The organism is Pseudooceanicola pacificus (assembly GCF_009789075.1).
In the GTDB taxonomy this organism is placed as follows: Bacteria; Pseudomonadota; Alphaproteobacteria; order Rhodobacterales; family Rhodobacteraceae; genus Pseudooceanicola; species Pseudooceanicola pacificus.
Window position 1 is genome coordinate 33,001 of the sequence record NZ_WNXQ01000014.1, and the last position, 24,810, is coordinate 57,810.

The 24,810-nt window shown below is 62.7% G+C and carries 22 protein-coding genes, 1 tRNA gene and 2 pseudogenes; 20 read left to right on the forward strand and 5 right to left on the reverse strand.

Annotated features, from left to right (window positions below; translation table 11 throughout):
- Positions 1-76 precede the first annotated feature (76 nt).
- Positions 77-1,258, reverse strand: coding sequence for an aminodeoxychorismate synthase component I (locus GLS40_RS16890; RefSeq protein WP_156127932.1), 1,182 nt, complete (start codon positions 1,256-1,258; stop codon positions 77-79).
- Positions 1,245-1,562, reverse strand: coding sequence for a Dabb family protein (locus GLS40_RS16895; RefSeq protein ID WP_043754029.1), 318 nt, complete (start codon positions 1,560-1,562; stop codon positions 1,245-1,247). Before GLS40_RS16895 ends, GLS40_RS16890 begins: the two co-directional genes overlap by 14 nt.
- Positions 1,563-2,290: 728 nt before the next feature.
- Between GLS40_RS16895 and GLS40_RS16900 the strand changes: the two genes are divergently transcribed.
- A protein-coding gene (locus tag GLS40_RS16900; protein ID WP_160383825.1) for an IS3 family transposase occupies positions 2,291-3,516 on the forward strand; the annotation gives its coding sequence in 2 pieces (ribosomal slippage) (positions 2,291-2,633 and positions 2,633-3,516; 1,227 coding nt in all).
- A gap of 87 nt (positions 3,517-3,603) precedes the next feature.
- On the opposite strand, the gene GLS40_RS16905 is transcribed toward GLS40_RS16900, so the two are convergent.
- A tRNA-Ile gene (locus GLS40_RS16905) sits at positions 3,604-3,679 on the reverse strand.
- 272 nt (positions 3,680-3,951) lie between these two features.
- On the opposite strand from GLS40_RS16905, the gene GLS40_RS16910 reads away from it, so the two are divergent.
- The 12 genes from GLS40_RS16910 to GLS40_RS16960 all read left to right on the forward strand — a co-directional run bounded on the left by GLS40_RS16910 (position 3,952) and on the right by GLS40_RS16960 (position 19,832).
- Entirely contained in the window at positions 3,952-4,875 is a 924-nt protein-coding gene (locus tag GLS40_RS16910; protein WP_160383826.1) for an ArdC family protein, read from the forward strand.
- A gap of 90 nt (positions 4,876-4,965) precedes the next feature.
- Positions 4,966-5,355 carry a DUF3768 domain-containing protein gene (locus GLS40_RS16915; protein ID WP_043754039.1) on the forward strand — a complete coding sequence of 130 codons (390 nt, stop codon included), beginning with the start codon at positions 4,966-4,968 and terminating at the stop codon, positions 5,353-5,355.
- Between the two features lie 148 nt (positions 5,356-5,503).
- Complete coding sequence (locus GLS40_RS16920; protein ID WP_043754041.1) at positions 5,504-7,477, forward strand: ParB/RepB/Spo0J family partition protein; 1,974 nt, start codon at positions 5,504-5,506, stop codon at positions 7,475-7,477.
- Positions 7,478-7,547: 70 nt separating this feature from the next.
- Positions 7,548-8,141: a hypothetical protein gene (locus GLS40_RS16925; RefSeq protein WP_043754043.1), complete on the forward strand. Its 594-nt coding sequence runs from the start codon at positions 7,548-7,550 to the stop codon at positions 8,139-8,141.
- Positions 8,141-8,797 (forward strand): DUF6927 domain-containing protein, encoded by a 657-nt coding sequence (locus tag GLS40_RS16930; protein WP_043754045.1) that lies wholly within the window; start codon positions 8,141-8,143, stop codon positions 8,795-8,797. The genes GLS40_RS16925 and GLS40_RS16930 overlap by 1 nt, the downstream gene beginning before the upstream one ends.
- Before the next feature lie 112 nt (positions 8,798-8,909).
- Positions 8,910-13,169, forward strand: a complete 4,260-nt coding sequence (locus GLS40_RS16935) for a strawberry notch-like NTP hydrolase domain-containing protein (protein WP_160383827.1) — start codon at positions 8,910-8,912, stop codon at positions 13,167-13,169.
- Between the two features lie 125 nt (positions 13,170-13,294).
- Entirely contained in the window at positions 13,295-13,681 is a 387-nt protein-coding gene (locus tag GLS40_RS16940) for a DUF6878 family protein (protein WP_009803668.1), read from the forward strand.
- A gap of 1 nt (position 13,682) precedes the next feature.
- Complete coding sequence (locus tag GLS40_RS18275) at positions 13,683-13,835, forward strand: DUF6915 family protein (protein WP_408003732.1); 153 nt, start codon at positions 13,683-13,685, stop codon at positions 13,833-13,835.
- Positions 13,836-14,021: 186 nt separating this feature from the next.
- Positions 14,022-15,443, forward strand: coding sequence for a tyrosine-type recombinase/integrase (locus GLS40_RS16945; protein WP_160383828.1), 1,422 nt, complete (start codon positions 14,022-14,024; stop codon positions 15,441-15,443).
- The gene (locus tag GLS40_RS16950; RefSeq protein ID WP_048534134.1) at positions 15,440-17,266 is read left to right on the forward strand and encodes a hypothetical protein; all 1,827 of its coding nucleotides are present in this window, start codon (positions 15,440-15,442) and stop codon (positions 17,264-17,266) included. Before GLS40_RS16945 ends, GLS40_RS16950 begins: the two co-directional genes overlap by 4 nt.
- Positions 17,263-19,410: a site-specific integrase gene (locus tag GLS40_RS16955; RefSeq protein ID WP_235905971.1), complete on the forward strand. Its 2,148-nt coding sequence runs from the start codon at positions 17,263-17,265 to the stop codon at positions 19,408-19,410. The genes GLS40_RS16950 and GLS40_RS16955 overlap by 4 nt, the downstream gene beginning before the upstream one ends.
- On the forward strand, positions 19,407-19,832 hold the full coding sequence (locus GLS40_RS16960; protein ID WP_048534137.1) for a hypothetical protein: 426 nt from the start codon (positions 19,407-19,409) through the stop codon (positions 19,830-19,832). The genes GLS40_RS16955 and GLS40_RS16960 overlap by 4 nt, the downstream gene beginning before the upstream one ends.
- Before the next feature lie 123 nt (positions 19,833-19,955).
- Here the strand turns inward: GLS40_RS16960 and GLS40_RS16965 are convergent.
- A pseudogene (locus GLS40_RS16965) lies at positions 19,956-21,206 on the reverse strand (IS256 family transposase).
- Between the two features lie 191 nt (positions 21,207-21,397).
- Between GLS40_RS16965 and GLS40_RS18295 the strand changes: the two are divergent.
- The 7 genes and pseudogenes from GLS40_RS18295 to GLS40_RS16995 form a co-directional block, all read left to right on the forward strand.
- Positions 21,398-21,547, forward strand: a pseudogene (locus GLS40_RS18295) (DUF6915 family protein); the annotation flags it as partial.
- 9 nt (positions 21,548-21,556) lie between these two features.
- Positions 21,557-21,688, forward strand: a complete 132-nt coding sequence (locus tag GLS40_RS18300; protein WP_456238986.1) for a hypothetical protein — start codon at positions 21,557-21,559, stop codon at positions 21,686-21,688.
- A 98-nt stretch (positions 21,689-21,786) separates the two neighbouring features.
- A complete protein-coding gene (locus GLS40_RS16975) occupies positions 21,787-21,966 on the forward strand; it encodes a DUF5983 family protein (protein ID WP_043754053.1) in 180 nt (59 codons plus the stop codon).
- A gap of 81 nt (positions 21,967-22,047) precedes the next feature.
- Positions 22,048-22,326, forward strand: coding sequence for a hypothetical protein (locus GLS40_RS16980; protein ID WP_048534140.1), 279 nt, complete (start codon positions 22,048-22,050; stop codon positions 22,324-22,326).
- A 117-nt stretch (positions 22,327-22,443) separates the two neighbouring features.
- The gene (locus tag GLS40_RS16985) at positions 22,444-23,172 is read left to right on the forward strand and encodes a DUF736 family protein (RefSeq protein ID WP_048534142.1); all 729 of its coding nucleotides are present in this window, start codon (positions 22,444-22,446) and stop codon (positions 23,170-23,172) included.
- Positions 23,173-23,387: 215 nt separating this feature from the next.
- On the forward strand, positions 23,388-23,618 hold the full coding sequence (locus tag GLS40_RS16990; RefSeq protein ID WP_043755226.1) for a hypothetical protein: 231 nt from the start codon (positions 23,388-23,390) through the stop codon (positions 23,616-23,618).
- Positions 23,619-23,658: 40 nt separating this feature from the next.
- A complete protein-coding gene (locus tag GLS40_RS16995) occupies positions 23,659-24,165 on the forward strand; it encodes a JAB domain-containing protein (protein ID WP_081979737.1) in 507 nt (168 codons plus the stop codon).
- A gap of 43 nt (positions 24,166-24,208) precedes the next feature.
- On the opposite strand, the gene GLS40_RS17000 is transcribed toward GLS40_RS16995, so the two are convergent.
- A complete protein-coding gene (locus tag GLS40_RS17000) occupies positions 24,209-24,598 on the reverse strand; it encodes a thermonuclease family protein (RefSeq protein WP_043755224.1) in 390 nt (129 codons plus the stop codon).
- Positions 24,599-24,810 lie beyond the last annotated feature (212 nt).

The following is a 24,810-nucleotide window of genomic DNA, read 5'->3' on the forward strand; positions in this document are numbered from 1 at the left end:
GGCAAGTGTGCGGGTCGTCATATTTCAATGACGCACGCTAACATGTACCGAAAGCCACCGTCATACGATTATGGGCTCAGATGTCGGTGCGCGGGCAAGTCTTTGAATCCGGTCCAGAGGCGAAGCGGGCTTTCAGCAGGCATTCGTCGTATTCCGAGCGAACCTCGGAATCGAACACGATGCCGCCGCCTACGTTGAAGACGGCCTCTCCGCCTGCGTGCAGTGTGAGGGTGCGAATGGCAACATTGAAGCGCATCTCGCCGGACGGAGCGATGAACCCAATGGCCCCACAATAGATGTCACGCGGACGACTTTCCAGCGCACGCAGGATCTGCATCGCACGGATCTTCGGAGCTCCGGTGATCGAGCCGCAGGGAAAGAGCGCAGTGAAAGTATCGGAGACGGTCGTCCCCAGTGCCAGCCGCGCCCGAACGCGGCTGACCATCTGATGCACTGTGGGATAACTTTCGATCCGGAACAGCTCGGGTACATGCAGCGTGCCCAATTGGCAGATGCGCGAGATATCGTTGCGCAACAGGTCGACGATCATCAGGTTCTCGGCTTGGTTTTTCCCGTCCTGTCGCAAGGTCTCGGCCAGGGCGGCGTCTGCCTCGGGCGTCGATCCGCGCCGGATAGTGCCTTTCATCGGATGTGTCTCGATCCAGTCTTCCGCGTCTACCTGGAAGAACAGTTCAGGCGACCGTGAGAGGATGATGGGCCCACCCAAGTCGACCAGGGCAGCATAGCGGACCGGCTGCCTGGCGGTCATTTCTTCGAACAGCGCTATCGGATCTCCCGACCATCGCGCGGAGAACGGGAAAGTCAGGTTCGCCTGGTAGCAATCGCCTGTGCGAAGGTGTCGGTGAACCCTTTCGAAGCGCGACCTGTAATTCTCGAAGGCCCATTCTGGCCGGACATCCGTCAAAGTCGCCTTGCCTGTTGCCCGTGTCCCGACCGATCCAGTCTCGGGCGCGTTGAAGACCCCAATGAGCACGAGCGGCAGGCGGCGGCCTCCGGGCATGATGTCACGCAATTTCGGCTCGAGAGCGTAACCGGCCTCGTAGCTCACGTAACCGGCACACCATTTCCCTGCCGCACGTGTGCGTTCCATTCGGTCGAGCGCGGCCTGGACTTCGTCCAGATGGTCGGCGCGGATCACCTCGCGTGGTGTGGCGAACCGCATCTCGGTACCGGCGAGGTCATCGCGCAGCAGAATGCTTGGCCCGTCCGCGCGATAGGCTGCTTCAGGCCTGTCCATCGGGAGCCGTGAAGGCCTGGGCCTGATCGTAGTCCACCGCGAAGCGCAGTTCGCGCAGGGGTTTCACCCGGCGGATCGATTCCGCGTAGGTTTCGTGCGCCTTGTAGGCAGCCAGAGCCGCATCATTGGCGAATTCGCCATAGACGACGACGTCGATTTCCTTGCTGTTCGGATCTGACTTCCGATTGAGCGAGATTTCGAGGTGCTGGGCATAAGGGATGCCGGTGAGCATCTGGAGCCCTTTTCTGATGGATTCGATATTGTCGTTGTTGATGGCGGTGAAGAAGACGATGTGGCGGATCATGGCAATCCCGGTTGGTTTCTGAGAACATGCGGATGCTCCCGACGCGTGGCCCGGAGTCGTCCGCAGACCGAGTTGTAGGGTCTGCCTCGCGTCGTTCAACCGGATAGTGCTGGGTCATAAAGGTGTGTGTCACCTGACCCTAGCCTGCCTTCTGGTCCTTCTCTGACCGGCGTCGCGCCATTCAAGAAGACTGTTGCCGACTACGATACGGCACCCAAACGCGACCACGGCTTCAACGTCGACCTCGGCAAGGATGCATATGAGGACGATCCGTCCCTGCAGGCCACAATTTGTGGTCCCAAAGGCGCTGGCCTGCTCCCCTTGGTGTCCGCGTACTTCAGCTCGTTCTGTTTAGGTTTTGTCGTCGGATCGGTCCGGGTCTGCCCTAGATGCGGGAAAATTCTATCGGCAAGTTCGGTCCGCCAGACAAGAAATCGCCACTGATCTGAAGAGTTCGTGGGTCCCACTGGAGAGAACCCCATGCCAATATACCAATCTTCATTCGTCCTCGACTTTGGATATGGGTTCTCCTTTGTCTTCTAGCGCGGTTATTCACTTGTCTATGGGTGCATGTGTCCACCACTCGACTTGCAAGGAACCAAACCGGCTTCCAGTCGCTGAAGGCGTTAGGCCTATGAAATGGTGCGGACAGCGGGACTCGAACTCGCACGCTGAACTGGCCCCCGTTTCGCCCGGACACTTGGGCATAACCATGGAGGCTTAGGCATATGCCTAAGCACGTGCTTATGTCTGACTACGAGATCATCACCGATGGCGGCCGTCGGCGCCGCTGGTCCGCTGCCGAGAAGATGCGGATCGTCGAGGAGACCCTGGAGGACGGCGCCAGCATCTCGGTCGTGGCGCGCCGCAATGGCGTTGCTCCGAACCTGCTGTATCGTTGGCGTCGCCTGATGCTGGATGGGGGAGCCGTTGCCGTGTCCGAAGATGATGACGTGACCAGCAATCGGGCCGTTCGCCAGATGGAGGATCGCATCCGCGAGCTGGAGCGGCAGCTCGGGCGCAAGACGCTCGAGGTCGAGATCCTCAAGGAGGCTCTGGACAAAACGCGCTCAAAAAAACGGATGTGGCTTGCGAAGTCGCAGCCGAAGGACGGTTTCCGGTGAAGGTGGTGGCAGAGACTTTGGGCGTCTCCCGTTCCAACCTCCATGCCCGGATGACCGGGAGCACGAAGCCGCGTCGGCGCTACCATAAAGCGCAAGACGCGGCGGTTCTGCCGCTGGTCACCGCGCTGGTCGCGGCGCGCCCAACCTACGGCTACCGCCGCATCACGGCGCTCCTGAACCGGCAGCTCCGGGCGAACGGCGCCCCGCCCATCAACCATAAGCGAGTCTACCGCATCATGCAGGCGCACAATCTCCTGCTGGCTCGCAGATACACAGAGCGGCCGGACCTGACCCACGAGGGCAAGGTGGTCACGATGCGCTCGAACATCCGCTGGTGCTCGGACGGCTTCGAGTTCACCTGCTGGAACGGCGACGTGGTTCGTGGCGCCTTCATCATCGACGCGCACGACCGGGAGATCATCTCCTGGCGAGCCGTGGTGAACGCTGGCATCAGTGGCTCGGACATCCGCGACATGATGCTGGAGGCGGTCGAGCGGCGGTTTGGAACCTACAGGGCACATCATCCGGTCGAAATGCTGAGCGACAATGGCTCGCCATACATCGCGAAGGAGACACGCATCTTCGCTCGTCAGCTCGGCCTGAAGCCTTGCTTCACGCCGGTGAAGAGCCCGCAGAGCAATGGCATCTCGGAAGCCTTCGTGAAGACGCTGAAGCGGGACTACGTCCATGTGACGCCGCTCCCGGATGCCGCTACAGTGCTCGGATTGATCGCCGGGTGGTTCGAGGACTACAACGATAACCACCCGCACTCAGGGCTGAAGATGCGCTCGCCCCGCGAGTTCATCGCAGCTCAAACCGCAACTGCCTGAGTGTCCGGCGAAACGGGGGCAAGACCACACGCTCGATTGAGCAGGAGATTTTAAGTCTCCGGTGTCTACCATTCCACCATGTCCGCGTGGTGCCTCGGGCAGGATTCGAACCTGCGACCTAACCGTTATGAGCGGTCAACTCTAACCGCTGAGCTACCGAGGCACGTGGGGATCACTAAATGAGCGAATTCGGTGTCTTGCTCAAGGATCTTAGGGTCAGCTTGGCGCGATTTCTGGGCTTCCGCTGGACTGATGCCGAAAGGCACTTCGTGTCAGTGATATGAAAAAAGTAAAAGCAAGCTTTGGGTTTTGCCGGATCCAGAGTCACGGAATGGGGGTCTGGCAGGGTTCTGGACGGACCCTGCCGTCCCCTCCAAGGGTGTTTTCCTGACGGTACCTCCGGGTCTGCACACTTACCAGACATCGGAGATCATCATGGCCAAATCCAGCAAGCCAAAGTTCGACGCCGCGGCGTCGATCACCAACGAACTCATTAAGATCATCGACCGGGGCGTGTTGCCCTGGCGCAAGCCCTGGACGGTCGGCGGCAGTTCTGTGCCGCTCCGCCAGAACGGCGAACCCTATCAGGGCGTCAACAACTTCTTGCTGACCATGCGCACCTTGATGGCCGGATTCTCCTCGCCCTACTGGATGACGTTGAGGCAGGCGAATGAGCTCGATGCGAAAGTCATAAAGGGCTCGAAATCGTCGGTGGTCGTCTATTACGGAACGGCCGAGCGCGAACAGGCCGAAGGCGCCCACGGCGGGGAGGCGGAAACCGAAGACCCAAAAACCATCCCCTTCATGAAATCCTATCGCGTCTTTAACGCCGATCAGATCGAGGGGTTGGACCCTCGCTTCCATCCCGCTGCGGCCGAACCGGAAGTTCACCCCGAACGCGCACCGATCCCGCATATGCAGAGCTTCTTCGAGGCAATCGGTGCCAATGTGAGCTTCTCTGGTCGCGAAACATGTTACGTCCCGAACCTCGACAAGATTTACATGCCCCCGATCGAGCTCTTCGAGAACCCGCGGAATTTCTACGCCGTCTGGGGTCATGAGCTGGGTCACTGGACGAAACCCCGGCATCGGTTGAACCGAAGCTATGGCGACGCTCGGTTCGGGAACACGGCATATGCCCGCGAAGAGATTGTGGCCGAGCTCTGTACGGTGTTTTTGGGTCAGAAGCTGGGGTTTTCGGCGCATACGCTGGAGCTGAATGCGGCCTATCTCAGCAACTGGGTCCGGGTGCTCCGCTCAGACAAGCGGGCGATCTTCAAACATGCGGCGGACGCGCAGCGCGCCTGCGACTATCTCGTCGCCGTGTCGGAGGCGGGGCAGGGGGAACAGGCCGCATGACGTCCGAGGCTGTCCGGGCTGGTAGGGCGTGTGAAAGGAAAAGCTGGCTTTGGGTCTGGTGGTTTCAACACATCCCGAAAGGACAGCCCCATGAGCCATGCCGAACCCGCAGAGTATCCCCGACCGAACGCCACCGTCATCGCCGCCCATAACGATGCCTTCCGCAGGTTTGCCTGTCTGGGCATCGCCCCGGATCAGGCGATCCAGGGCCGCCTCGTCGTGACCCAGTCCCTGATCGAGGCCGGCGATGGTTTCGTGACGGAAGCCGTGAAGGCCACCGGTGCGTTCGATACATTCGAGCCCGACAATGACCCTGACGGCTGGCACGATTTCGGGGCGGTGACGATCCGCGGCGAGACTGTGTTCTGGAAAATTGACCTCTACGAGGCCGGTTCCGACTTCCGCTACGGCGCCGAGGCTCCCGACAATCCAGAAACCACCATGCGCGTTCTTACCATCATGATGGCGCGCGACTGGTAGGGCAGGCCGCACCCCAACCTTACATCACCGACAGGCCCGCTGACCCTCCGAAAGGGAAAGTGGGCCTCTTGTCCTGTTGGTTCCCGGATCCGGGGATCGGTCGCACGGAAACTCGCGGCCCTCTCAATCACGTCGAGAAGGACATGCCATGACTCAGTCGTTCAAACCCACCACCGTCGCCATCGGCGATCTTGTCGCCCATCCCGCAAACGTACGGACCAATTCCCCCGAGACCTACGCCTCCGAGAATATCGCGCATCTCAAGGCCAGCATCGCCGTATTGGGCCTCCTGCAACCGCTGCTCGTCCAGAAGATCGACGGCAAGTTCGGGGTGCTCGCCGGTGGCCGTCGACACGCGGCCCTGCTGGAACTTGCTGCGGACAAGGCCGCCAAGGGCTTCACCAACAGCACGAAGATCGATTGCCGACTGGTCTCCGAAGATTGTGATGTGACCACCGCGCTCTCGCTCGCCGAAAACATCACCCAGGCCCCGATGAACGCGATCGACGAGTTCGAGGCCTTCGCCCGGATGATGGAGGTCGATGGTCAGACGCCGGAAACCATCGCCAAGACCTTCGGTACCACGGTCGCCGCTGTCAAAGGCCGTCTGCGCTATGGGCTCATCCATCCCGACATCCGCGCCGCGGCCCGCGCCAAATCGATCACGCTCGATACGATGAAGGCTTTCGCCGATCATCCCAGCCAGGAGGTGCAACGCGAGGTCTTCGAGGCGCTCACCAAGGAGGACAACCATGTCCAGGCCTACACCGTGCGGAACGCGCTGAAGTCCCGCGGTGTCCAGGTCAGCGACGATATCGGGGCCTTCGTGCGTAAAGACTACGAGGCGCGCGGCGGTGCCATCGCGGCCGATCTGCTGGACGAGCATTCCGTGCTCGAGGATTCCGCGCTGGTCGAAACGATCCTGCTGGAAAAACTCGCCGCCGCCGCCGAAGAGGCTCGGGCAGAGATCGGCTTTGCCTGGGCCGACGCGGTCATTCAGTACGACTATGCCGCCATGGCGGATTATGGTCGGGTCTATCCGGGTCCGGTCGAGCCCGACGAGAAGGGTTCGAGGCGCGTCGACGAGATCACCGCCGAGCTTGAGAAACTCGAACACGAGATGGAGAACGAAGAACTCGAGGACGAGGCGTACAATGAACTCTACGAACGCGTGGACGCGCTGGAAGCCGAGGCGCGGGACCTCCGGGAGGCCTATAGCACCGAGGATCTTGCCAGCTCCGGCGTGATCGCGTCCTGGTCGCATGGCAAGATCTCCCTGCATGTCGGGATGGTGCGCCCTGAAGACAAGACAGAGCGGTCTGGCAAAGGCACCGGCGCACCGAGTGACAAGGGCGCCGCAGACGGCGATGAGATCACCTATCCCGCCTCGCTCACCGAGGATCTCAAGACCGAACGGGCAATGGCGCTCGGCGCGGCCATGGCCAAGCACCCGGAGGCGACGCTTGATCTCACGCTCTTCAAGCTGGTTACGGATGTGCTTACCAGCGGTTTGGGCGTCACCCAGGCGATCAAGGTCGACGCGCGACAGGAGTATCGCACCCACGCGAAGATGGACGAGATCGACGGCACATCGCTCGAACAGGTGGCGGCAGCGCATGACGCGCTCAACCTCTCCTGGGCCGATGACGCGAAGTCCCCTGCCGACCAGTTTGCGCTCTTCCGGGCCCTTGACGCGGGCGAGAAGGCGAAACTCGTCGCCTACGCTACGGCCGCGACCACGCAATCCTGTTTCGCACGGGACAGGCAGCGCGACAGCTTGATGCATGACTTCGAAGTCGAGATCATGCCGGACATACGGGCGCATTGGACGCCGAATGCGGCGCTTTTCAACCGCTTCAAGAAGGCCTGGCTTCTGAAGATTCTCGGCGAGGAGCTGGGGCTCGCACAAGAGGCGGTGACATTGGCCTCTTCGACCAAGAAGCAAGTCGTCGAATTCTGCGAAAAGCTCTTTGCGGAGCCTTTCGCCACGCTGACGGAGGCGCAGCGCGCGGCGGTCGCGGCCTGGTGTCCTCCGATGATGCAGACGGCAGGTGTCGAGCCGGTTGATGCTGGCGAGTCCGAGACACCCGTAGACGCAACCGGGGTCGCCAAAGCGGCCTGATCGAGCAGGCGGCCCGCTCGGCATGTCCGGCGCGGGTCGCACCCTTCCCTCCATCTTACAGGTAAATCCCATGTCCCTTCTTAGCTTCACTGCCGCGAGCGTCGCGGCGCAGATCGCGCATGCGCGCGGCTGCTCCACCTTCCTTCCCAACTGGAACGGGCCGGTGGGCAAACCCGCCCTGATCCTGATCGTCGGCACTGGTGTGCATCTGCGCTCCAATGGCATCGACGGTTCGACCACGCGGATCGTCACCACCGAACGCGCCGATCCCACATATGCCTTCGCCAAGGGCATCAACCCGTTCCGCGATCCGGATTGGATGGCGGCGCGGCAGGCGGCGTTTCGCGATTTGACGGGCCAGTTCTACACCGACATTCTCGATGACGTGCAGATGCTGATCGACCGCGGTCACGACACTATCCGGCTGGCAACCGATGGCCACACGATCTGCGTTTTCCTGCGCCGCGCCGCTGACTACCTGATCGGCGGCACCTACGACGTGCCCTCCGGTCTCGGCGGGACGTTCCGGGTGATCCTGAAGGACGCCACCGACACCCACGCCCTCGTGCAGAATAGCGGCAATTGCGAGGATTTCGACGATATGCTGCCTTACCGCGTGCCGCTCGATGCGCTCATCGAAATCGATGACCGGAGGGCGGCATAGTGGGTTGGCTCTTCTACACCGACCGCCGCGTCAAAACCTACGCGGAGGAGAAGGCAGAAATCGCCCGGCTCTGCACCTTCGAGACGGATACCCGCAAGACATTGTTGCTCAAGGCCTGCAAGGTCGGCTCGACCTGGTATGCAGCTTTGAGGCTCACCAACATCGATGGCGGGCCGGTTGAAGACAGAACCTACGTGACCGATGCCGACGGGTCGATCACCTTCGGCGCCGTCTTCCTCACCCGCTATGACGAGGGCTGCTGGGGCTACAAGGACATGGAGGAGAGCGTCGGCCCGGTCGAGTCCCGCGCGCCGCTCAGCCTTCTGGTGTTGCTCTCCGAGTTGAAGGATCCCGACAGCTATGCCCATGCTTGGCGTCAGCGCTGCCGCGATTGGGCGGCAATCCCGGACTACGACGAGGGTGACAAGATCAAACTGGCCTCACCGGTAACGCTGACCGATGGCAGCACCTGCCAGATCGTGACCGCCACCCATTACCGGCGCGGAGGGCAAAAGCGTCGCTGCTACCGCATCGAGGAGACAGGCGACCTCGTGCGTCTGTCGAAAGCCTCGCTCGCCGGGTCCGAACTCCTCAGCTCGGCGAAGAGTGCGGCGAGTCCGGTTCTGGCCGAATTTTTCGCCGGGAAGGGGTCCTGACCGCCGGCAGCGACGTCATCTGTCCGGCCTTGAGCCGCCTCCGCGCGTTTGAAAGCGCAGAGGCGGCTTTCTGTCCTGTCGGACCCACAACCTGACTCAAAGGACAGACGATATGGACAACCGAAGCCTGGCACTCGCACGCGATTTCCCATCGAAACCTCACCTTCTGCAGGCCATTCGCCTGATCGGCAGCGAGATTGAGAAGCAACCGCTCAAGAGCTCATCGCTCGCTCGGATCATGCGCGAGACTTTCGGTGGCAGCGATGCCGGCGGCGCGTGGTCCTGGCGCATGGCCTATGACCTGATGCAGGCCGCCACGGTGACGACGATCATGCAGGACAGCGGTTCGGACGTGCTCGCGACGGCCAGATTGCTCGCCTCACGGCTCCTGACGGAGACCCGGCGCTCCGAGCAGCAAATCCGTCTGCAACAGTTCTCGACGCCGCTGCCCTTTGCGGCACTGGTAATACGCGCAGCCGCCATTCGCCCCGGCGAAACCGTCCTCGAACCTTCCGCCGGGACCGGCGCGCTGGCTGGTTTTGCCGTGCGCGCGGGTGGCAAACCGATGCTGAACGAGATCGATCCCTTCCGCAGGGCGCTTCTCGAGGCGACCATTGACACGCAGGTGACCGGCTTCGACGCGGAACATATTGATGATCTCCTGACGGTGCCCGACCTTCCCGGTGTCATCGTGATGAACCCACCCTTCGCCTCTTCGGTCGATCGCTCGCGGGACAGGCACATCGCGGCGAAACATCTGATCTCCGCGGCTAAGCGCCTCGCGCCGGGCGGGCGTCTCGTGGCAATCATGCCGATGGGATTTTCGCCGGAACGGGACGCGGCCCATTGGTCACGGGCCTCGGCCATCGCAAAGCCGCGCCTAGCGCTCACGATCCCTGGCCACGTTTACCGCAAACTCGGCACCACGGTGGAAACCCAGCTCATGGTCTTCGACAAGGTGCAGGAGGAGATCGAGATCGTCCGTGCCATGGTCGACGATCTGGACGCGGCGCGCCAAATCATCGATGACATCGCCGCAACCCGCACTGCCACTCCCTCGATCCAAACCGGTGCGCAGTTTCGGACTGGGTCGCGCCGGGTCGGTGTCCCTGTTGCACGTCAGCGCCCAATCGCCCAAGCGGCGTCTGCCAAACCCAAATCGCATGCCGCCATCCCGCTGGCCTTCACCTGCCTCGACACACCCCGCGAAAACACCCCGGTCTCGGACATCTACGCTCGCTACCGCCCGCAGCGGATTGAGATCACGGGGGCTCAGGAACATCCCACGCCGCTCGTCGAGAGTATTGCCATGGCCTCGGTCGCGCCCCCGGTTCCGTCGAATGAAGCCGCCTCGGACCTGCGGCTGCCTGGCCATCTGATCGAGGGGGGTCATCTTTCCGAGGCCCAGCTCGAGACCATCCTGATGGCAAACGACGCCCACGGGCGCGACCTGCCGGGCAGGTTCACGATCGACGAAGACCAGTCCCGGATGACCCGCGCCGATGATAATCCAGAGGCGTACGCCTATCGGCTCGGTTACTTCCTCGGCGACGGCACCGGCTGCGGCAAGGGCCGCGAATGCGCCGGGCTCATCCTGGCGAACTGGCTCGCGGGTCGGCGCAAGGCGGTCTGGATCTCCAAATCCGCCACGCTCATCGAGGACGCAGTCCGCGACTGGACCGACCTCGGCGGCTCGCCCGCCGACATCCAGCCGCTCTCCAAATGGAAGCCTGACCAGCCTATCTCCATGGGCGATGGCATCCTTTTTGTGACCTACGCGACACTCCGGTCCGCAGGCAAATGCGGGACGACCCGGTTGAGCCAGGTTCTGGGCTGGATGGGCGAGGGTTTCGACGGCGTGCTGGCTTTTGATGAGGCCCACGCCATGCAGAACGCCGCGGGGTCCGACGCGGGCAGGGGGGTCAAACCCTCCCAGCAGGGTCTCGCCGGGCTGCGTCTGCAGCTCGCCACGCCCCGGGCGCGGGTCTTTTATGTCTCGGCGACCGGGGCCACCAGCGTGCAGAACCTGGCCTATGCCTCCCGCCTCGGACTCTGGGGTCAGGGTCCGGACTATCCCTTCCCGAGCCGGGAGAGCTTTGTCTCGGCAATGGAGGCCGGAGGCGTTGCCGCGATGGAAGTCGTGGCGCGCGACCTCAAAACGCTCGGATTCTACACCGCGCGGGCGCTCAGCTTCGATGGTGTGGAATATGACGTGCTCGAACATGCGCTGACACCGGCGCAGATCGAGATCTATGACGCCTATGCCGGGGCATTCCGGACGATCCACCATAATCTCGAGGCGGCGCTGACCGCGACCGGGGTCAATGATGCCTCCGGTCAGACGAACGCCTCTGCCGCGAAGGCCTCGGCCAAATCCCGCTTCGAGAGCACCAAGCAGCGCTTCTTCAACCACCTTCTGATGGGCATGAAAGCCCCGACCGTCATCCGTGCCATTGAAGATGATTTGGCCGAGGGATTTGCCTGCGTCATCCAGGTGGTCTCGACGGGCGAGAGCCTGTTGAAGCGACGGCTCGAGGCGATGGACCCCGAAGACGAGCTGGTCGAGGGGGCGTTGACGCCTCGGGATTATGTGCTCTCCTACCTCGAACAGGCCTTCCCGATCCATGCCCAGAAGATCGTGGAGATCGACGGGAACATGGTCGCGGAGCCGCTGCGGGATGCGAATGGCGCCCTGGTTGTCTCCCGCGAGGCCGAGGCCTTGCGCGATGAGGCAATGATAGAGCTGATGTCCCTGGCGCCGATCCCTTCGGCGCTGGACCAGATCCTCTGGGCCTTCGGGGATGAGGTCGTGGCCGAGGTGACAGGGCGCTCCATCCGCCCCCTGAAAGCCAGCGAAGGTGCCCTCTTCATCGAGAAGCGGTCCGCCAGCAGTAATTCTTCTGAAACCCGGGCCTTCATGGATGGCGAGAAGGACATCCTGATCTTCTCCGATGCCGGCGGGACGGGCCGGTCCTATCATGCCGCTCAAACGGCCAAGAACCAGAAACGGCGACGGCACTACCTGCTGGAGCCCGGTTGGCGGGCCGATGCCGCGATCCAGGGGCTCGGCCGCACGCATCGTTCGGCTCAGGTCAGCGCGCCTTTCTTCCGGGTCTGCACCTCGGATGTGCACGGCGAGAAACGCTTCACCTCCACGATCGCCCGACGGCTTGATCAGCTGGGCGCCCTCACCAAGGGCCAGCGCGAGACCGGCTCCCAGGGCATGTTCCGCGAGGAGGACAATCTCGAAAGCCCGATCGCAAGGGGTGCGCTGCGAGGCTATTACGCCGATCTCGCCGCCGGGCGCGCGGCGGCCATGAGCTACGAACAGTTCAGCGATTGGACAGCTCTTCGACTGATCGACCAGGACGGCGTGCTCCTGGAAGAGTTGCCGCCGATCCAGCGCTTCCTCAACCGTGTCCTGGCGCTGCCGATCCACATGCAGAATGCACTTTTTGTCGAGTTCATGAGCCGGATTGCCGATCAGACCGAGCGGGCGCGGGCTGCAGGCACACTCGATCTCGGCGTCGAGACATTGCGCGGCGAGAGGATCGAGCAGGTCTCGACCGAGGATCTCTGGACCTGTCCGCGCTCCGGAGCGGTGACACGGATCATCGGACTGGAGGTGACGGACCCCGTCCATATCCTCTCCGCAGAAGAAGCTTTGGACCGGAACCCCGACAAGCTGCCAATGATCAACAGTGCCTCGGGACGTGCGGCGCTGATCTCCTCGCGTCCGATGCAGATGTATGACGAAGAGATCGTCACGCTCATGCGCAAGGTGACCCGGCCAAGCGGGTCCACCTATGTCGAGGAAGGGAAGTTCCAGGCCTCCGCCTGGGAAGAGATCGAAAAGCCCGAGTTCCGCCGCCTCTGGGACGAGGAGGCCAACAGCCTGCCGAAGGTGACCACGACGAAGCTATACCTGCTGACCGGGCTGCTGTTGCCGATCTGGAAGGATATCCCCTCGGGCAACGAACGCATCTACCGCGTCACACCTGAGGCACAGACAGCGATGATCGGCCGGACCGTCAGCGAGGACGGCGCCGCGGCCCTGCGTGCGCGGTTCATGGTCGGCACCCCGAAAACCCCGCGGGACATGCTGACGGCCGCGCTCGGATCCACCGCGCCGGTCGATCTGGGACGCGGCCTCACGCTCACCCGCCGCCGGGTCGCGGGCGCGGCCCGTCTCGAGATCGACGGGGCCGACCGGGGCACGATCGACGGGTTGAAGGCCCTGGGGTGTTTCACCGAGATCATCGCCTTCCAGCTTCGGGTCTTCGTGCCCCACGGGGAGGGCGTCGATACCGCTGCGATCCTCGGCCGGATCGTGGCGGACGGATCAGCCTCCAGGGCTGATCGCGCCGCCTGAAAGGAAAAGCGGGCCTTGGGTCGGGGGAACGCGGAAGGGTGCTTTGCCCCCTCGCGTTCCGCCGCCGTGGCGTGTCTCCAGACCCCTCGGCGCCTTCCCCAATCCCAGACAAGAGGACGAGACCCATGACCAACTCCGAGACCACCTTTGCCGAGACGATGGCAAAGTGGCAGGCCGAGCGCGAAGCCGCCAACAAGGCCACCCGAAACGAGCTGCTCCCGCAATTGCGAGGCCTCGGCATCACCGAGGTCACCGCCGAATACGAAGGCTACGGCGATTCCGGCAATATCGAAGACGTAACGGTGCAGCCCGCAGGCATTGCGCTCCCTGACGAACTCTGCACGAAGGTTGGCGACTTCGCCTGGTCCGTCGCCTATCACCAGCATCCCGGCTTCGAGAACAACGAGGGCGGCTACGGCACGCTGACCTGGGATGTCATCGCCGACAGCATCACCCTCGATCATGCCGACCGCTACGTTGAATGCTCCCACAGTTTCGATGAGGGCCTGTGACATGGCCCATCCCCTCCATCATGCCGAAAGTTCCGCCCGGAAGTATGGCGGAACGCCATCCGACTATCAGGCCGTTCACGACTGGTTCGATGCCTCAAAGGAGCATCTCGCCATCTTCACCCACCGTGCTCTGCGCCATCACACGTTATCCTGACTCTATGGAAGCGTCTTATTCCTGTGCATCGTGCGGGTTATGCGGAGCCTTGGGATTGAGAGATGAGCCAGCCCCGGCCCGCTCTCCATCAAAAGGGCCGTAGGGACGGGGCTGGCGGCGTTTCAGTTTTAGCGCGATTGGAGTCGCGGGCGTCGTTTGCTGGACGCGAACGCCTTTGGAGGACGGATGGTGCAGCTTTATTTCACCGACGGGTCGGCGCTGCGCGCGCCAGTTTCGGTCGAAGGCGTTCGGGTCGATCTTTCCGTGTCCCTGACCGAGGCCGCTGGCAGGATCGGCCTGATGGATGGTATGCCGTTCTTTCTGGATCGGGACGGAAGCTACTTGCATGACGTGAACCAGTTCTTTCGCGCCTGTCCGACCATGGGGTTGCGTTCGCGGCACAGTTTGCGCGCCTACGCCCATGACATCTTCGTCTGGATGCGGTTTCTGGAAGAACGGCGTGGTGGCAAGCAGCTTTGGCGTGCCGATTACAACGATGTCGTCGCGTTTCACCATGCACGGCGTTTGTCGGATGCACCGTTCCAGATTTCGGCATCCAGTTGGAACAGGGCGATCGCGGCGCTCGACAAACTGTATCGGTGGGCACTCGAAGAAGGGCTGATCGCTTCGTCGCCGTTTCGATATGACCTGTCTTTTCGGCATGGTCATGGGCGGGGTGCGCCCAAGGTGGTCGAGGGCAACAGAGCCCGGGAGCGTGCCGTCCGCGCGCATGACATGCAATTCGTCGATATGGGCCGCTACCTCGCCTTCCGGGATATCGGCCTGAGGGGAAGACTGCCGGACGGGTCCGAGGACCCAGCCTGGCGCGGCCGCAATGGCGAGCGGAATGCCGTCTTCGCGGAACTGCTCGTTACCACGGGGATGCGCCTTGGCGAGGCCGGCTGCCTGCTTTTCGACGAACTACCTCGGTTGACCGCCGACAGCCCAAGGATACTTCCTTTCGATCTGCCGAGTGCGATTACCAAGGGCGAGCGCCCTCGTCGTGTTCGTTTGCCGCGCCGGGTGCTTATGCTCATCGGGGATTATTGCGATATCGAGCGCCGGATTGCCATGGCAAAGGCGCCGCCTCGTCCGGCCGTCCCGCTCGTATTGTCATCCGATGGCCGCAACGCCGTCGATGGCAGTGGCCGACGCATCGCGCTGACCAGGCTCCGTCCGCAAGACCGCCAACGGATGCTGCGATCGACGGATGAGATGGCTGAACACGCATCGCTCTGGCTCACGGAAGGCGGTCAGCCCGTGTCGTCCGGAACCTGGGAGGTGGCATTTCGCAGGGCAAGCCAGCGGTGCCAGGCTTTCGGTCTCGATATTACTGTCACGCCGCACAAGCTGAGGCACACCTTTGCGGTCAACATGTTGTCGATGCTGATCCGCGAACAGGTGGGCGCAATCTTTAACCCGACCGACGCGCACGGCGCGGCCTATCGCCAGATGCTCGGCGATCCGCTCCGCCATCTCCAGCACCTCCTCGGCCACGCGAACATCACCAGCACCTACATCTATCTCGACAGCCTTGCCGAGGCGCAGGAACTCGTCGATGCGGCAGCGGATCGCTGGACCGACGAACTCATGGCGGACGATCAATGACCGGCAGAGCCCGCGTCTCACAGCCCCGCCCAGGACGACGCGCGAGCTTTCCTGACAATCTTCCCGATCCCGGCCCCGCCGCCGCCATTGCCATCGCCGCCCGCCGTTTCGAGATTACCTTGGCCGGACGGACTGCGATGATGGACCTGACGCGTTTGCCCGGTCGAGCTTCGCTTGCGCGTTCCTTCACGCAGGCACTCTGGCAGGCGTGTCAGGTCGGTGGCCCCGCCGGCACCGTCCGCACCGCCATGTCATTGGCCGAAGCCATCCATCGGTTCTGGCGCTATCTCGATGCGACAGGCTCATCCGTACAGGCGCTTGCCGAGATTGATGTTGCTACCATCGAAGGCTTCGACGCATGGATGGATGAGCGCGGACAGCATCCCAACCATCGCCGCCACCAGATGGGAGATGTGGTGATGCTGCTGCGGTTGGCGGATGCGGGAGAACAAGGGCGCCTTTCCGAAGAGGCTTCCCGCCGATTGTTCTATGTCAGCACGCGCCCGGGTGTTCCACCGCGCCCGCGCGATGCCTACAGCGACAGTGTCCGGGTGGCCTTAAAGGCGGCCGCGCGTGCCGATGTTGCAGCGATCGTGCAGCGATTCCGTCCGGCGCTTGCTCAAGAGTGCGAGACACGCATCGACCGGTTGGAGATGGACGCCTTCGCCGAGATCGACCGTGTCGGTTTCATTACCGTCAAGAACGACCTTTTTCGTCAACTCTACGGGGCACGGAACTATGCGGGGATTTCGAATGAGGGGCTGAGCGACAGGATGCATGGCACGCGGCATCTGCTCCTCGGCGATCTGATTGCTCTGTTCGTTCTGCTGTCGCTGGAGACCGGTCTCGAGATCGAGGCGATCAAAACCTTGCGCGCAGATTGTCTCAAGAACCCTTCCAGCGGTTATGTCGAGATCGAGTATTGCAAGCGCCGCGCCCGTCATGCCGAGTGGAAGCGGCTGCGGGTTCGGGACGGAGGGTCCGGCACCCCGGGCGGCCTGCTGCGCCTCGCAATTCAGTGGACCGCGACGGCGCGCGGTCATCTCGGGAGCGAACAGCTTTTCACCTATTACTGCCGCGGCCGCCTGACCGATGTCGTTCTGCCGATGCAATCGGCCAGAAAGGTCTGGGTCAAACATCACCGGTTGCAGGATGATAACGGGAAGCCGTTGAAGCTCTGCCTCTCGCGCTTGCGCAAGACGCACAAGGCTGCGTGGTATCGCAAAACGGGCGGTCAGCTGCGCCGGTTCGCGGTTGGGCATACCGTTGAGATTGCTGCAAACCACTATGGGGACATTCCGGCAATGCGGCCGATCCATGAAGCCACCGTCGCCCAGGCGCTGATGGACGCCGTCGAGGATGCGTTGCCGCCCACCGTGTTGACCCCGGAGGCCGAGGCGGAGATTCTGGCCGCTCCGTCTTCGGCGCAGCCAGGTTTACCGGAAGGCATGGCGACCGATGTTCCGGCATTTCTGGCAGGCGAACAGGATGTGTGGCTGGCAAGCTGTTCCGGCTTCTACAACAGCCCGTTCGTCTCCTCGGGCGAGGCCTGCCCGGTGCCGTTCTGGGGCTGCCTCGAATGCCGGAACGGCGTCATCACCACTCGCAAGTTGCCCGCGCTGATGGCGTTTCTGGACTTCGTGATGGACCAGCGTAAGGTGCTGAGCGAGGCCGACTGGCAGGCGAAGTTCGGGCGTGTCCACTACAGGATCTCCGCGCAGATATTGCCACAATTCTCCGAGACCGATCTCGACGCCGCGCGTTCCCTCGCCGCCCGTCAGCCGACACAGATCTACCTTCCCCCGGAGGCGGGCCTGGCATGAGAACAAATCCGGCCATCACGACCGCAAGGCGATCGCTGCCATCGGCAATCCATGCCGACGACACCGACATCCTCGCAGGCAGACCGCTCAGACCGGGATTGGAGCACTCGACGTTGTCCCGCTTCGGCGACGATGTGTGGGATCTCAGTCCAGCTATGTTTCGCGCCAACGCGCGGCCCGCCACGTTTCGTGTGGATTTCGGTGCCATTGCGGACCCCGCGTTTCGGCGGCTCGCGAAGGAATACATGCTCGCCCGACTTCAGGCGCCGCTGCGCAGCTACCGGGGCTCTTGCGGCCCCTCGACCGCCAAAGGCACATTGCTTTTCGTGCGCCATTTCGGAGAGTTCCTGCTTGATCGCACAGGCTCCGTTGCACTGGATCGCGTCGATCAGCGAATGCTGGACGCGTATCTGGCGCATCTGGGGGCAGACGGCGCGCGTTCATCGCAACAGATCCGCCTCTATGTCGATGTCCCCATCGACCTCCATCATTTCGGGCCATGGGTGACCGGGGGCGGCATTCCCTTCCTGCCTTGGGGTGGGCGCACGGCAAGCAATGTCAGCGGCCGGAGCCGGACGAGCGCAGAGAACGCCACGCCGCGGATCCCTGAACCGGTCATCGGCGCGTTGCTCCACTGGTCGATGCGATACGTCGATGTCTTCGCCCCGGATATCCTTGCGGCGCGCGAAGAACTGGATCGCCTTGAAGCCCATGCTGCCCAAGTTATTGCCGAGGATGCGCGCCAGACCCGCCACGAACGGTTTCGCTACCGTCTTCGTACCTGGCTCGAGGCCCGCCGGGCGGAAGGGCGGGGCGTGCCACTCTGGGAGCGCCGTCCAAACACCACCCGCGGTGTCCCCGATACCAAGGAAGGCAAAGCGTATAATTTCAGGCTGATGTGCCTTCAGATTGGCTGTCCTCAAACGGGGAACCTCAGTAGTTCCACCGCGACCGTGAGGATGCTGGACCAGATGGCGGGTGAGATGGGAACCGAGGTCGGCGGCATGGATACCCCGATCAGCCTCGACCCCGATACCGGCCTGCCCTGGCGGGAGCGTTTCGACACGGACAGCTTACCGCATGAAGAGCAGATGCTGCAGGCGGCCTGTTACATCGTTTGTGCCTACCTGACGGGAATGCGCGACAGCGAGTTGCAGGACATGGAGCCGGGCTGCGTTTCGATTGAGCGCAGTGCCGACAACCTGATCGAGCGCTATCGCGTGCGCAGCACCGTCTACAAGCATCGCGAGGCGGCGGGCGTTTCCGCCGACTGGATCACCATCGCTCCGGTCGCCCGTGCAGTCGAGGCCATGGAAGCCTTGTCGTGTCGTGCGCGCGGCGACCGTGATCTTCGATCCCTCTGGGTGTCCTTGAAGCCTTGGGACTGGACGGCGGATTACCTGGCCGCGCAGGCGTCGCCCATCATCAAGATGTTCCGCGACGGTCTGGATGCGAAGGTCGCCACCCCGCCCGCAATTCCACATGTCGATGGGCGCCCCTGGCATTTTTCCACCCGGCAGTTCCGGCGCACCATCGCATGGTACATCGCGAACCGCCCTTTCGGCGTGATTGCCGGAAAGATCCAGTACAAACATGCCTCCGTGGCGATGTTCGAGGGCTATGCCGGCGCGCCGCACGGAGATTTTCGCCGGGCGGTCGAGCAGGAACGGGCGCTTGGCCAATTGGACGATGTGGTCGCCTATTATGAGGCCTACCTGCACGGTGACGAGCCCGGCGGCCCGGCATCGTCCCGTCTCAAGCAGGAGTTCTCCCACATCCGGGATACCCTCGGTGATCTGCCTGGGCGCATCCTCGATCAGAAACGCCTGCGAACGATGCTGGCGCATCTTGGAAAGAAGTTGCATGTCGGATTTCTGAACGATTGCTTCTTCGATCCCACCAACGCCCTCTGCCTGCGACCCGACGACAAGCCGGTGGCCCCGGTGATTTCGCGCTGCAGCCCGGACCGTTGCCCCAATTCCTGTCTGACCACGCGCCATGTTGCGCCTTGGCGGGCTTCGATCAAGGAGGGGGAGCGTCTCCTTCAAGGCAACACCCTGTCGGCGTTTCAGAAGGTCGCAATCACGCAGGACAATGATCGAAAGCGCCGACTGATCGCGCATCTGGTGGACCCGAAGGCATGACACCGCCTGTCAGTCAGGCGACCGAAGGTGCCTTGCGCGCCGCCATGAAGCGGCTGCTCGAGGGGACTTCCGTCCATACCGACGGGCGCCTCACCATCGCCAATCTCGCGCGCGAGGCTGGTGTCAGCCGCGCAACGGCCAACCGTGCCACTGCCGTTCTCGGCGAATTCCGTGCGGCGGAGGCGCGGTTCCGGTCGGGATCGGTCGCGGGACTGAAGGCCCGTATCCGCGAACTCGAAGCCGAACTGCGGGCTGCACGCGGCGGCGAGCTGGCAGAGCTGCGCGCGACCGTCAAAACACTGGCGCAACAAATCCAGATCCTCGCGCTCGAGGGTGAAGAACAACGCCGCCTGATCGCGGTTCTTGAAGAGCAGATCGCGCGGGCTGACCCGAAAGTCCTGCCGTTCAGGCCGCCGTCCTAGGGCGGCACCTGAGCTCGCGATTAGGGAGAGGAAGAGGTGAGCTGGGTGGGGGTGAAACAGGGATGAGAAGAGAGGGAGCCCCCATGAACTGTCGAGATATGCGCAGAAGTTGGTGACGCGTGATCAGGCGGCGGTTTGAAGTTGGCGGAGGCCGTCGCGGAACTCAACCCCTTCGATGATCTGGGGGAGGCGGTTTCGGCCGTCGAGTTTGCGCCATTTGCTCTGCGCCGACATCATCAGCTTGAAAGCCATTGCCAGCCCGGTCTTCCGGCTCAGACACCCCTTGGTCCTCTTGGTGCGGTGCCGGACCGTGGCGAAGGTGCTTTCGATCGGGTTCGACGTCCGGATGTGTTTCCAGTGTTCAGCCGGGTAGTCGTAGAAGGACAGCAGTACATCGCGGTCCTTGACCAGCTTGGCGACCGCCTTGTCCCACTTCACGCCGTAGGTCTCGACGAAGAAATCGAAAGCGGCGTTCGCCTCGGTGCGGGTTTCGGCCTGCCAGATGTCGTGCAGATGCGCCTTGGCCTTTGACTGCAGGGATTTCGGCATCGCGTTCAGCACATTCATGGTCTTGTGGACCCAGCAGCGCTGTTCGCGGGTCGTGGCGAACACCTCCCGCAGCGCCGTCCAGAAGCCCAGGGCGCCATCGCCAACAGCCAGCTTGGGGTCTTGCTTCAGGCCGCGGCGCTTGAGATCGAGCAGCACTTCGCGCCAGCTCTCGGTGCTTTCGCGGAAGCCATCGGTCATCGCCAGCAACTCCTTGCGGCCATATTCGTCAGCCCCGACAATCACCAGAACGCATTGCTTTTACTCAGACATCCTGGGTTTGAAGTAGACCCCGTCGGCCCAGATGTAGAGAAAGCGCCGGGCGCTGAGATCGCGTTTTTCCCAGGCCTGATACTCGGCCCACCAATCCGCCTTGAGGCGGGTGATCGTCTTGGCCGACAAGCCCTTGGCGTTCGGACCGAGCAGAGCGGCAAGGGCTTCGCTGAAATCGCCTGTCGAGACGCCCTTGAGGTAAAGCCACGGCAGCAGTTCCTCGATCGATCTCGCCTTGCGCAAGTAGCGCGGCAGGATGCTGGGCGTGAACGTGATCTTGTCCGTGCCGGTGCTGCGATCTCGAACCCGAGGCACCTTCACCGGCACCGGACCAACACCGGTCAGCACTTCGCGCTCCGGCAGGTGTCCATGCCGGACCAACCTGGCGCGACCATCCTCGAGCTTGTCCTCGGCGAACCCCGCCATCAGCGCGGCCAGTTCCGCCTCGATCGCTTGTTCGATCAGCTTGCGCGCCCCTTCCCGGATGACACCGGTCAAAGGGTCCAGGGAAAATCCGGATGGATCAGGAAGCGTGGCAATGGTAGTCTTCGACATGTGGCATATCCCTTTCTCTGCAGAGAATTGACGGCGTCTGAACACCGCCATGATATGCCGCCCCTCAGGGCATCACCAACTTTCGCGCGTTTCTCTGAACTGTCTCACCGATGCCACTCGGGAAAACCCCAATGACGGCAGGAAGTTTTCAAAAAGAGACAAATTGACTGTCCAGATAACACACGCAAGGCATCTTCGAGGCCGAACGTGTCTTCGGGCTCTCCCTCACCAACGGGGCGGGGCGCGAGATTCCCATCCGCTGGATCGGCGAGCAGCATGTCCGCGAAGACTGTCAGGGCCGCATTCCGAGCCTCGCCGACTGGCTCGGACGGATCCAGCCCGAGCCCTGGATGGCCAACGGGCAGATCGACCGGCAAGCGCATGAGCCCGTCGGCGATCCGCGCACGAAATGGCTGGCCGAGGTGGCTGGGGGCAAGACGATCCTCGGCCTCAAGGACTGGATGGAGGCGAGGGGATCATGATGCGCAACGTTCGCAGGTTCTACGATTGCAGCACCGCACATCTGCCTGAATAAACCGTCCAGGCTATCGAGAACGGGCTCTTTGCCAAATCGCCGAGCATGCAGAATGAGTATGGCTGGCTGTTCTCCGTCCCTGTAACCCTCGCCGACATGCCGGAAGGCGTCGACTGCGACGCCTTCAAGGCGGTCATGGCGTTGGCGATGGATGCCGGGTGTGACTACGTCCTCTTCGATCGAGACGTCCCGCCAGCCCCCTATCTCGAGGTCTTCGACTGGTAGGTCAATCGCGGTTGCACAGAGGCCCGATCCACGGATCGGGCCTCTCTTGTTTCCAACACCAATACTGAAATGGAGATCCGGATGAACGTCGCGGAGATAAAGCTCGCCGTGGATGCCGGCAAATCCGTCCACTGGGCGAATGAGGGGTATCGGGTGCATCGGGACGGCCTTGGCCAATACCTCATAACCTTTGTGCCGAACGGCAGCACGATCGGGTTGACCGACCGGAGCGGCCGTAGGCTGAACGGAGCCGAGGCCGACTTCTTCATATCGGAGCCGGGCCATGATGGCGCGACAGCGCAGGGGAGGGTGGTGCGCGGGGCGACGTCGGACACCTCGTCTACCGCCGGGCCGGGCTGACGGGCAGGAGAGAAAGGAAAGAGGGCTTTGTGGTTTTGCGATCCCATGAGGGGTCGAAAAGCAATCCCGCGTGCTCTGGCCAAGTGCCGGGCAGCGGCAAACCCAAGGAGAAGACCTATGTTCGCAGGAACCCTGACCAAGAATGCCGAAACCGCAGCCACCGCCTATTCCGGCATGATCCATTCGACCCGGTTTGACATCGCCATCCAGCTCGAGACTCGGACGAAGATGTCCGAGCGAAGCCCGGACTATGATGTGACGGCGGTGAACAAGTCGGGCCGCAAGGTGCGCATCGGCACGGCCTGGAACGAGACCGGCAACACCACCGGTAACCATTACATCTCGATGCAGATCGATGTCGGCCTCGGGCCCTTCCGGGTCAACGCCGTGCAGACCAAGGAAGCACGCGAAGCGATGACCGGTGAATTCGAGATCATCCCGCTGGTCTCGAACGGTGCGATGAAGTCCGGTTCGATCTCGGGCGAGTTGACGGCGATGGATGCAGACAACGCCTTTGCCGGTTACATCGCCAACATGATGTTTGACCTCGACTTCATGCTCATCGAGAACGAGTTCAAGACCGAGGAGACCCATCCCGACTACCGGATCGAGGTCAGCTCGCCCAAGGGCCACCCGATCCGCGTCGGCTCGGCCTGGATGGCGAAGAGCAACCGGACCGGCAACGACTATGTCTCGCTCCTCATCAACACGCCCGATGGCGATCTGCGGGTGAACGCCGTGCAGAACGAGGAGCAGCGCGGCGGCCAGACCTTCTCGATCATTCCCTTCGTCGAGAGTGCAGGCCAGGACCGGTCGGACAACGCCGGGCTCGCCCTGGTCGGCTGACAGGCAGCGACTGCTACAGAACTGGCGCCCCGGGCAACCGGGGCGCTTTCGCCCGTGCAGGCCTGATCCTCCTCCCAAAACGGCCTGACGGGGTGGTGCCGGTCCTGTCTCCGACCGGCCCGCGCCTCCTGTCCCCAAGAGGCAGGTCCCGCGAGGGGAGCCGCAGTGACGCGGCTCCCCTCTTTTCGTATCACCTCATCAGTAGGACTAGACGCATGTTCAATCTCACCCATCCCAAGCTGGTCACGCTCGCCGAGGCCGAAGGCTACGCAGAGGTCGTGGACTTCCTGGAGGACTATGCGCAGGGCAGCATCGTGCCCGCGATCTGCATGGCACCCGATTGCGACCACACCGCCGATCTCGAACCCGACCAGCGCGCCGGCTTCTGCGAGGCCTGTGGCCGCCCCACCATGAAATCCGGCCTCGTCATCGCAGGCATGAACTGAGCGGCGCTGGCCGCGATCCTCTCAAAAGATTGGAAACGACATGATACAGCACGATCCCAAAAAGATCGCCGAACGAGGCGCATCCGGTTTCTCCGAAGCCGAGATCGCGACCATCGACGCCGCCCGCATCATCCTGCGCAGGCATGCCCGCTCGACCTCCGCACTGCAGTCCTGGACCATGCTGACCGACTACCTGGCTCTGAACGCCGTTCATGAACGGGTCGAGGTGTTTCGGGTGCTGCTTCTGGACCGGAAGAACAGGCTGATCCGCGACAGGGTCATGACTCGCGGCAGCATCGATCACGTCCCGGTCTATGTCAGCGAGGTGCTCCGCGCCGCCCTCGTTCTCGATGCCTCTGCCCTCATCCTCTGCCACAACCACCCCTCCGGCGATCCGCATCCGAGCCAGACCGACATCGAGCTCACCCGCAAGATCGTGGAGGCCTGCAAGGTGATGGAGATCGTGGTCCACGATCACATCATCGTCGGCTTCGGGCGGGAGAAGAACGCCTTCAGCATGCGGGCGGCAGGGATGTTGTCGGATTAAATTCGCGCACTGAACGTCGCGCAGCTCCCTGGCAGTCGTATCGCTAGCAGTATCTCGCCCGCCTGATCCGCGACCGCGCCGCCGGCGTCTCCAGATGGGCATACCGACCTCCGGAATATCTCCGACAATCGAGCGCGTGACCGGCCGCGATCAGCGCGGCGCCTATGTCCTCACCATCGGCGTAACAAATGCCCACCCATCGGTCATGGGTCCGCTCGCCGTTGAGCTCGCATTCTATCGAACGGCCATCGAGGTAGTTCACCATCCAGCGCCGGGCATCCCGGCCCGCCCGCGTTCGGAGCTCGGGAGCATCGACGCCATTCAGACGCACAGGTGTGCCGGAGACGACGATGGTGTCGGCGTCCCGGATCTGCACCTGCGCGATGGCTGGTGATGTCAGCAGGATCACGACGATCGGGATCAGATATTTCAACTTCCGCCTCCTCTGCAGGTGGGTTCACATTCTTCCGGGCGTAACACTCTCAGACCCTTATCGCATTAATTGGCCCGAAGCGCCCACTGCCTGACGGCCTCCCCCGCTCGGCTTCGCGTGTCGCAGGCGAGAACGGCCCTGCGGTCCGTCGCGCATTCGGCCATGCGGCCTCACCGCGGCGCAGCACTTGGCATCCCGGTTTGCCCGTCTCG

What these genes read in the sequence shown, in the direction of transcription:
- GLS40_RS16890 (WP_156127932.1), bottom strand. Translation starts at nt 1,258, where the DNA reads ATGGACAGGCCTGAAGCAGCCTATCGCGCGGACGGGCCAAGCATTCTG.
- GLS40_RS16895 (WP_043754029.1), bottom strand. Translation starts at nt 1,562, where the DNA reads ATGATCCGCCACATCGTCTTCTTCACCGCCATCAACAACGACAATATC.
- GLS40_RS16910 (WP_160383826.1), top strand. Translation starts at nt 3,952, where the DNA reads ATGGCCAAATCCAGCAAGCCAAAGTTCGACGCCGCGGCGTCGATCACC.
- GLS40_RS16915 (WP_043754039.1), top strand. Translation starts at nt 4,966, where the DNA reads ATGAGCCATGCCGAACCCGCAGAGTATCCCCGACCGAACGCCACCGTC.
- GLS40_RS16920 (WP_043754041.1), top strand. Translation starts at nt 5,504, where the DNA reads ATGACTCAGTCGTTCAAACCCACCACCGTCGCCATCGGCGATCTTGTC.
- GLS40_RS16925 (WP_043754043.1), top strand. Translation starts at nt 7,548, where the DNA reads ATGTCCCTTCTTAGCTTCACTGCCGCGAGCGTCGCGGCGCAGATCGCG.
- GLS40_RS16935 (WP_160383827.1), top strand. Translation starts at nt 8,910, where the DNA reads ATGGACAACCGAAGCCTGGCACTCGCACGCGATTTCCCATCGAAACCT.
- GLS40_RS16940 (WP_009803668.1), top strand. Translation starts at nt 13,295, where the DNA reads ATGACCAACTCCGAGACCACCTTTGCCGAGACGATGGCAAAGTGGCAG.
- GLS40_RS18275 (WP_408003732.1), top strand. Translation starts at nt 13,683, where the DNA reads ATGGCCCATCCCCTCCATCATGCCGAAAGTTCCGCCCGGAAGTATGGC.
- GLS40_RS16945 (WP_160383828.1), top strand. Translation starts at nt 14,022, where the DNA reads ATGGTGCAGCTTTATTTCACCGACGGGTCGGCGCTGCGCGCGCCAGTT.
- GLS40_RS16950 (WP_048534134.1), top strand. Translation starts at nt 15,440, where the DNA reads ATGACCGGCAGAGCCCGCGTCTCACAGCCCCGCCCAGGACGACGCGCG.
- GLS40_RS16955 (WP_235905971.1), top strand. Translation starts at nt 17,263, where the DNA reads ATGAGAACAAATCCGGCCATCACGACCGCAAGGCGATCGCTGCCATCG.
- GLS40_RS16960 (WP_048534137.1), top strand. Translation starts at nt 19,407, where the DNA reads ATGACACCGCCTGTCAGTCAGGCGACCGAAGGTGCCTTGCGCGCCGCC.
- GLS40_RS18300 (WP_456238986.1), top strand. Translation starts at nt 21,557, where the DNA reads ATGGCCAACGGGCAGATCGACCGGCAAGCGCATGAGCCCGTCGGCGAT.
- GLS40_RS16975 (WP_043754053.1), top strand. Translation starts at nt 21,787, where the DNA reads ATGCAGAATGAGTATGGCTGGCTGTTCTCCGTCCCTGTAACCCTCGCC.
- GLS40_RS16980 (WP_048534140.1), top strand. Translation starts at nt 22,048, where the DNA reads ATGAACGTCGCGGAGATAAAGCTCGCCGTGGATGCCGGCAAATCCGTC.
- GLS40_RS16985 (WP_048534142.1), top strand. Translation starts at nt 22,444, where the DNA reads ATGTTCGCAGGAACCCTGACCAAGAATGCCGAAACCGCAGCCACCGCC.
- GLS40_RS16990 (WP_043755226.1), top strand. Translation starts at nt 23,388, where the DNA reads ATGTTCAATCTCACCCATCCCAAGCTGGTCACGCTCGCCGAGGCCGAA.
- GLS40_RS16995 (WP_081979737.1), top strand. Translation starts at nt 23,659, where the DNA reads ATGATACAGCACGATCCCAAAAAGATCGCCGAACGAGGCGCATCCGGT.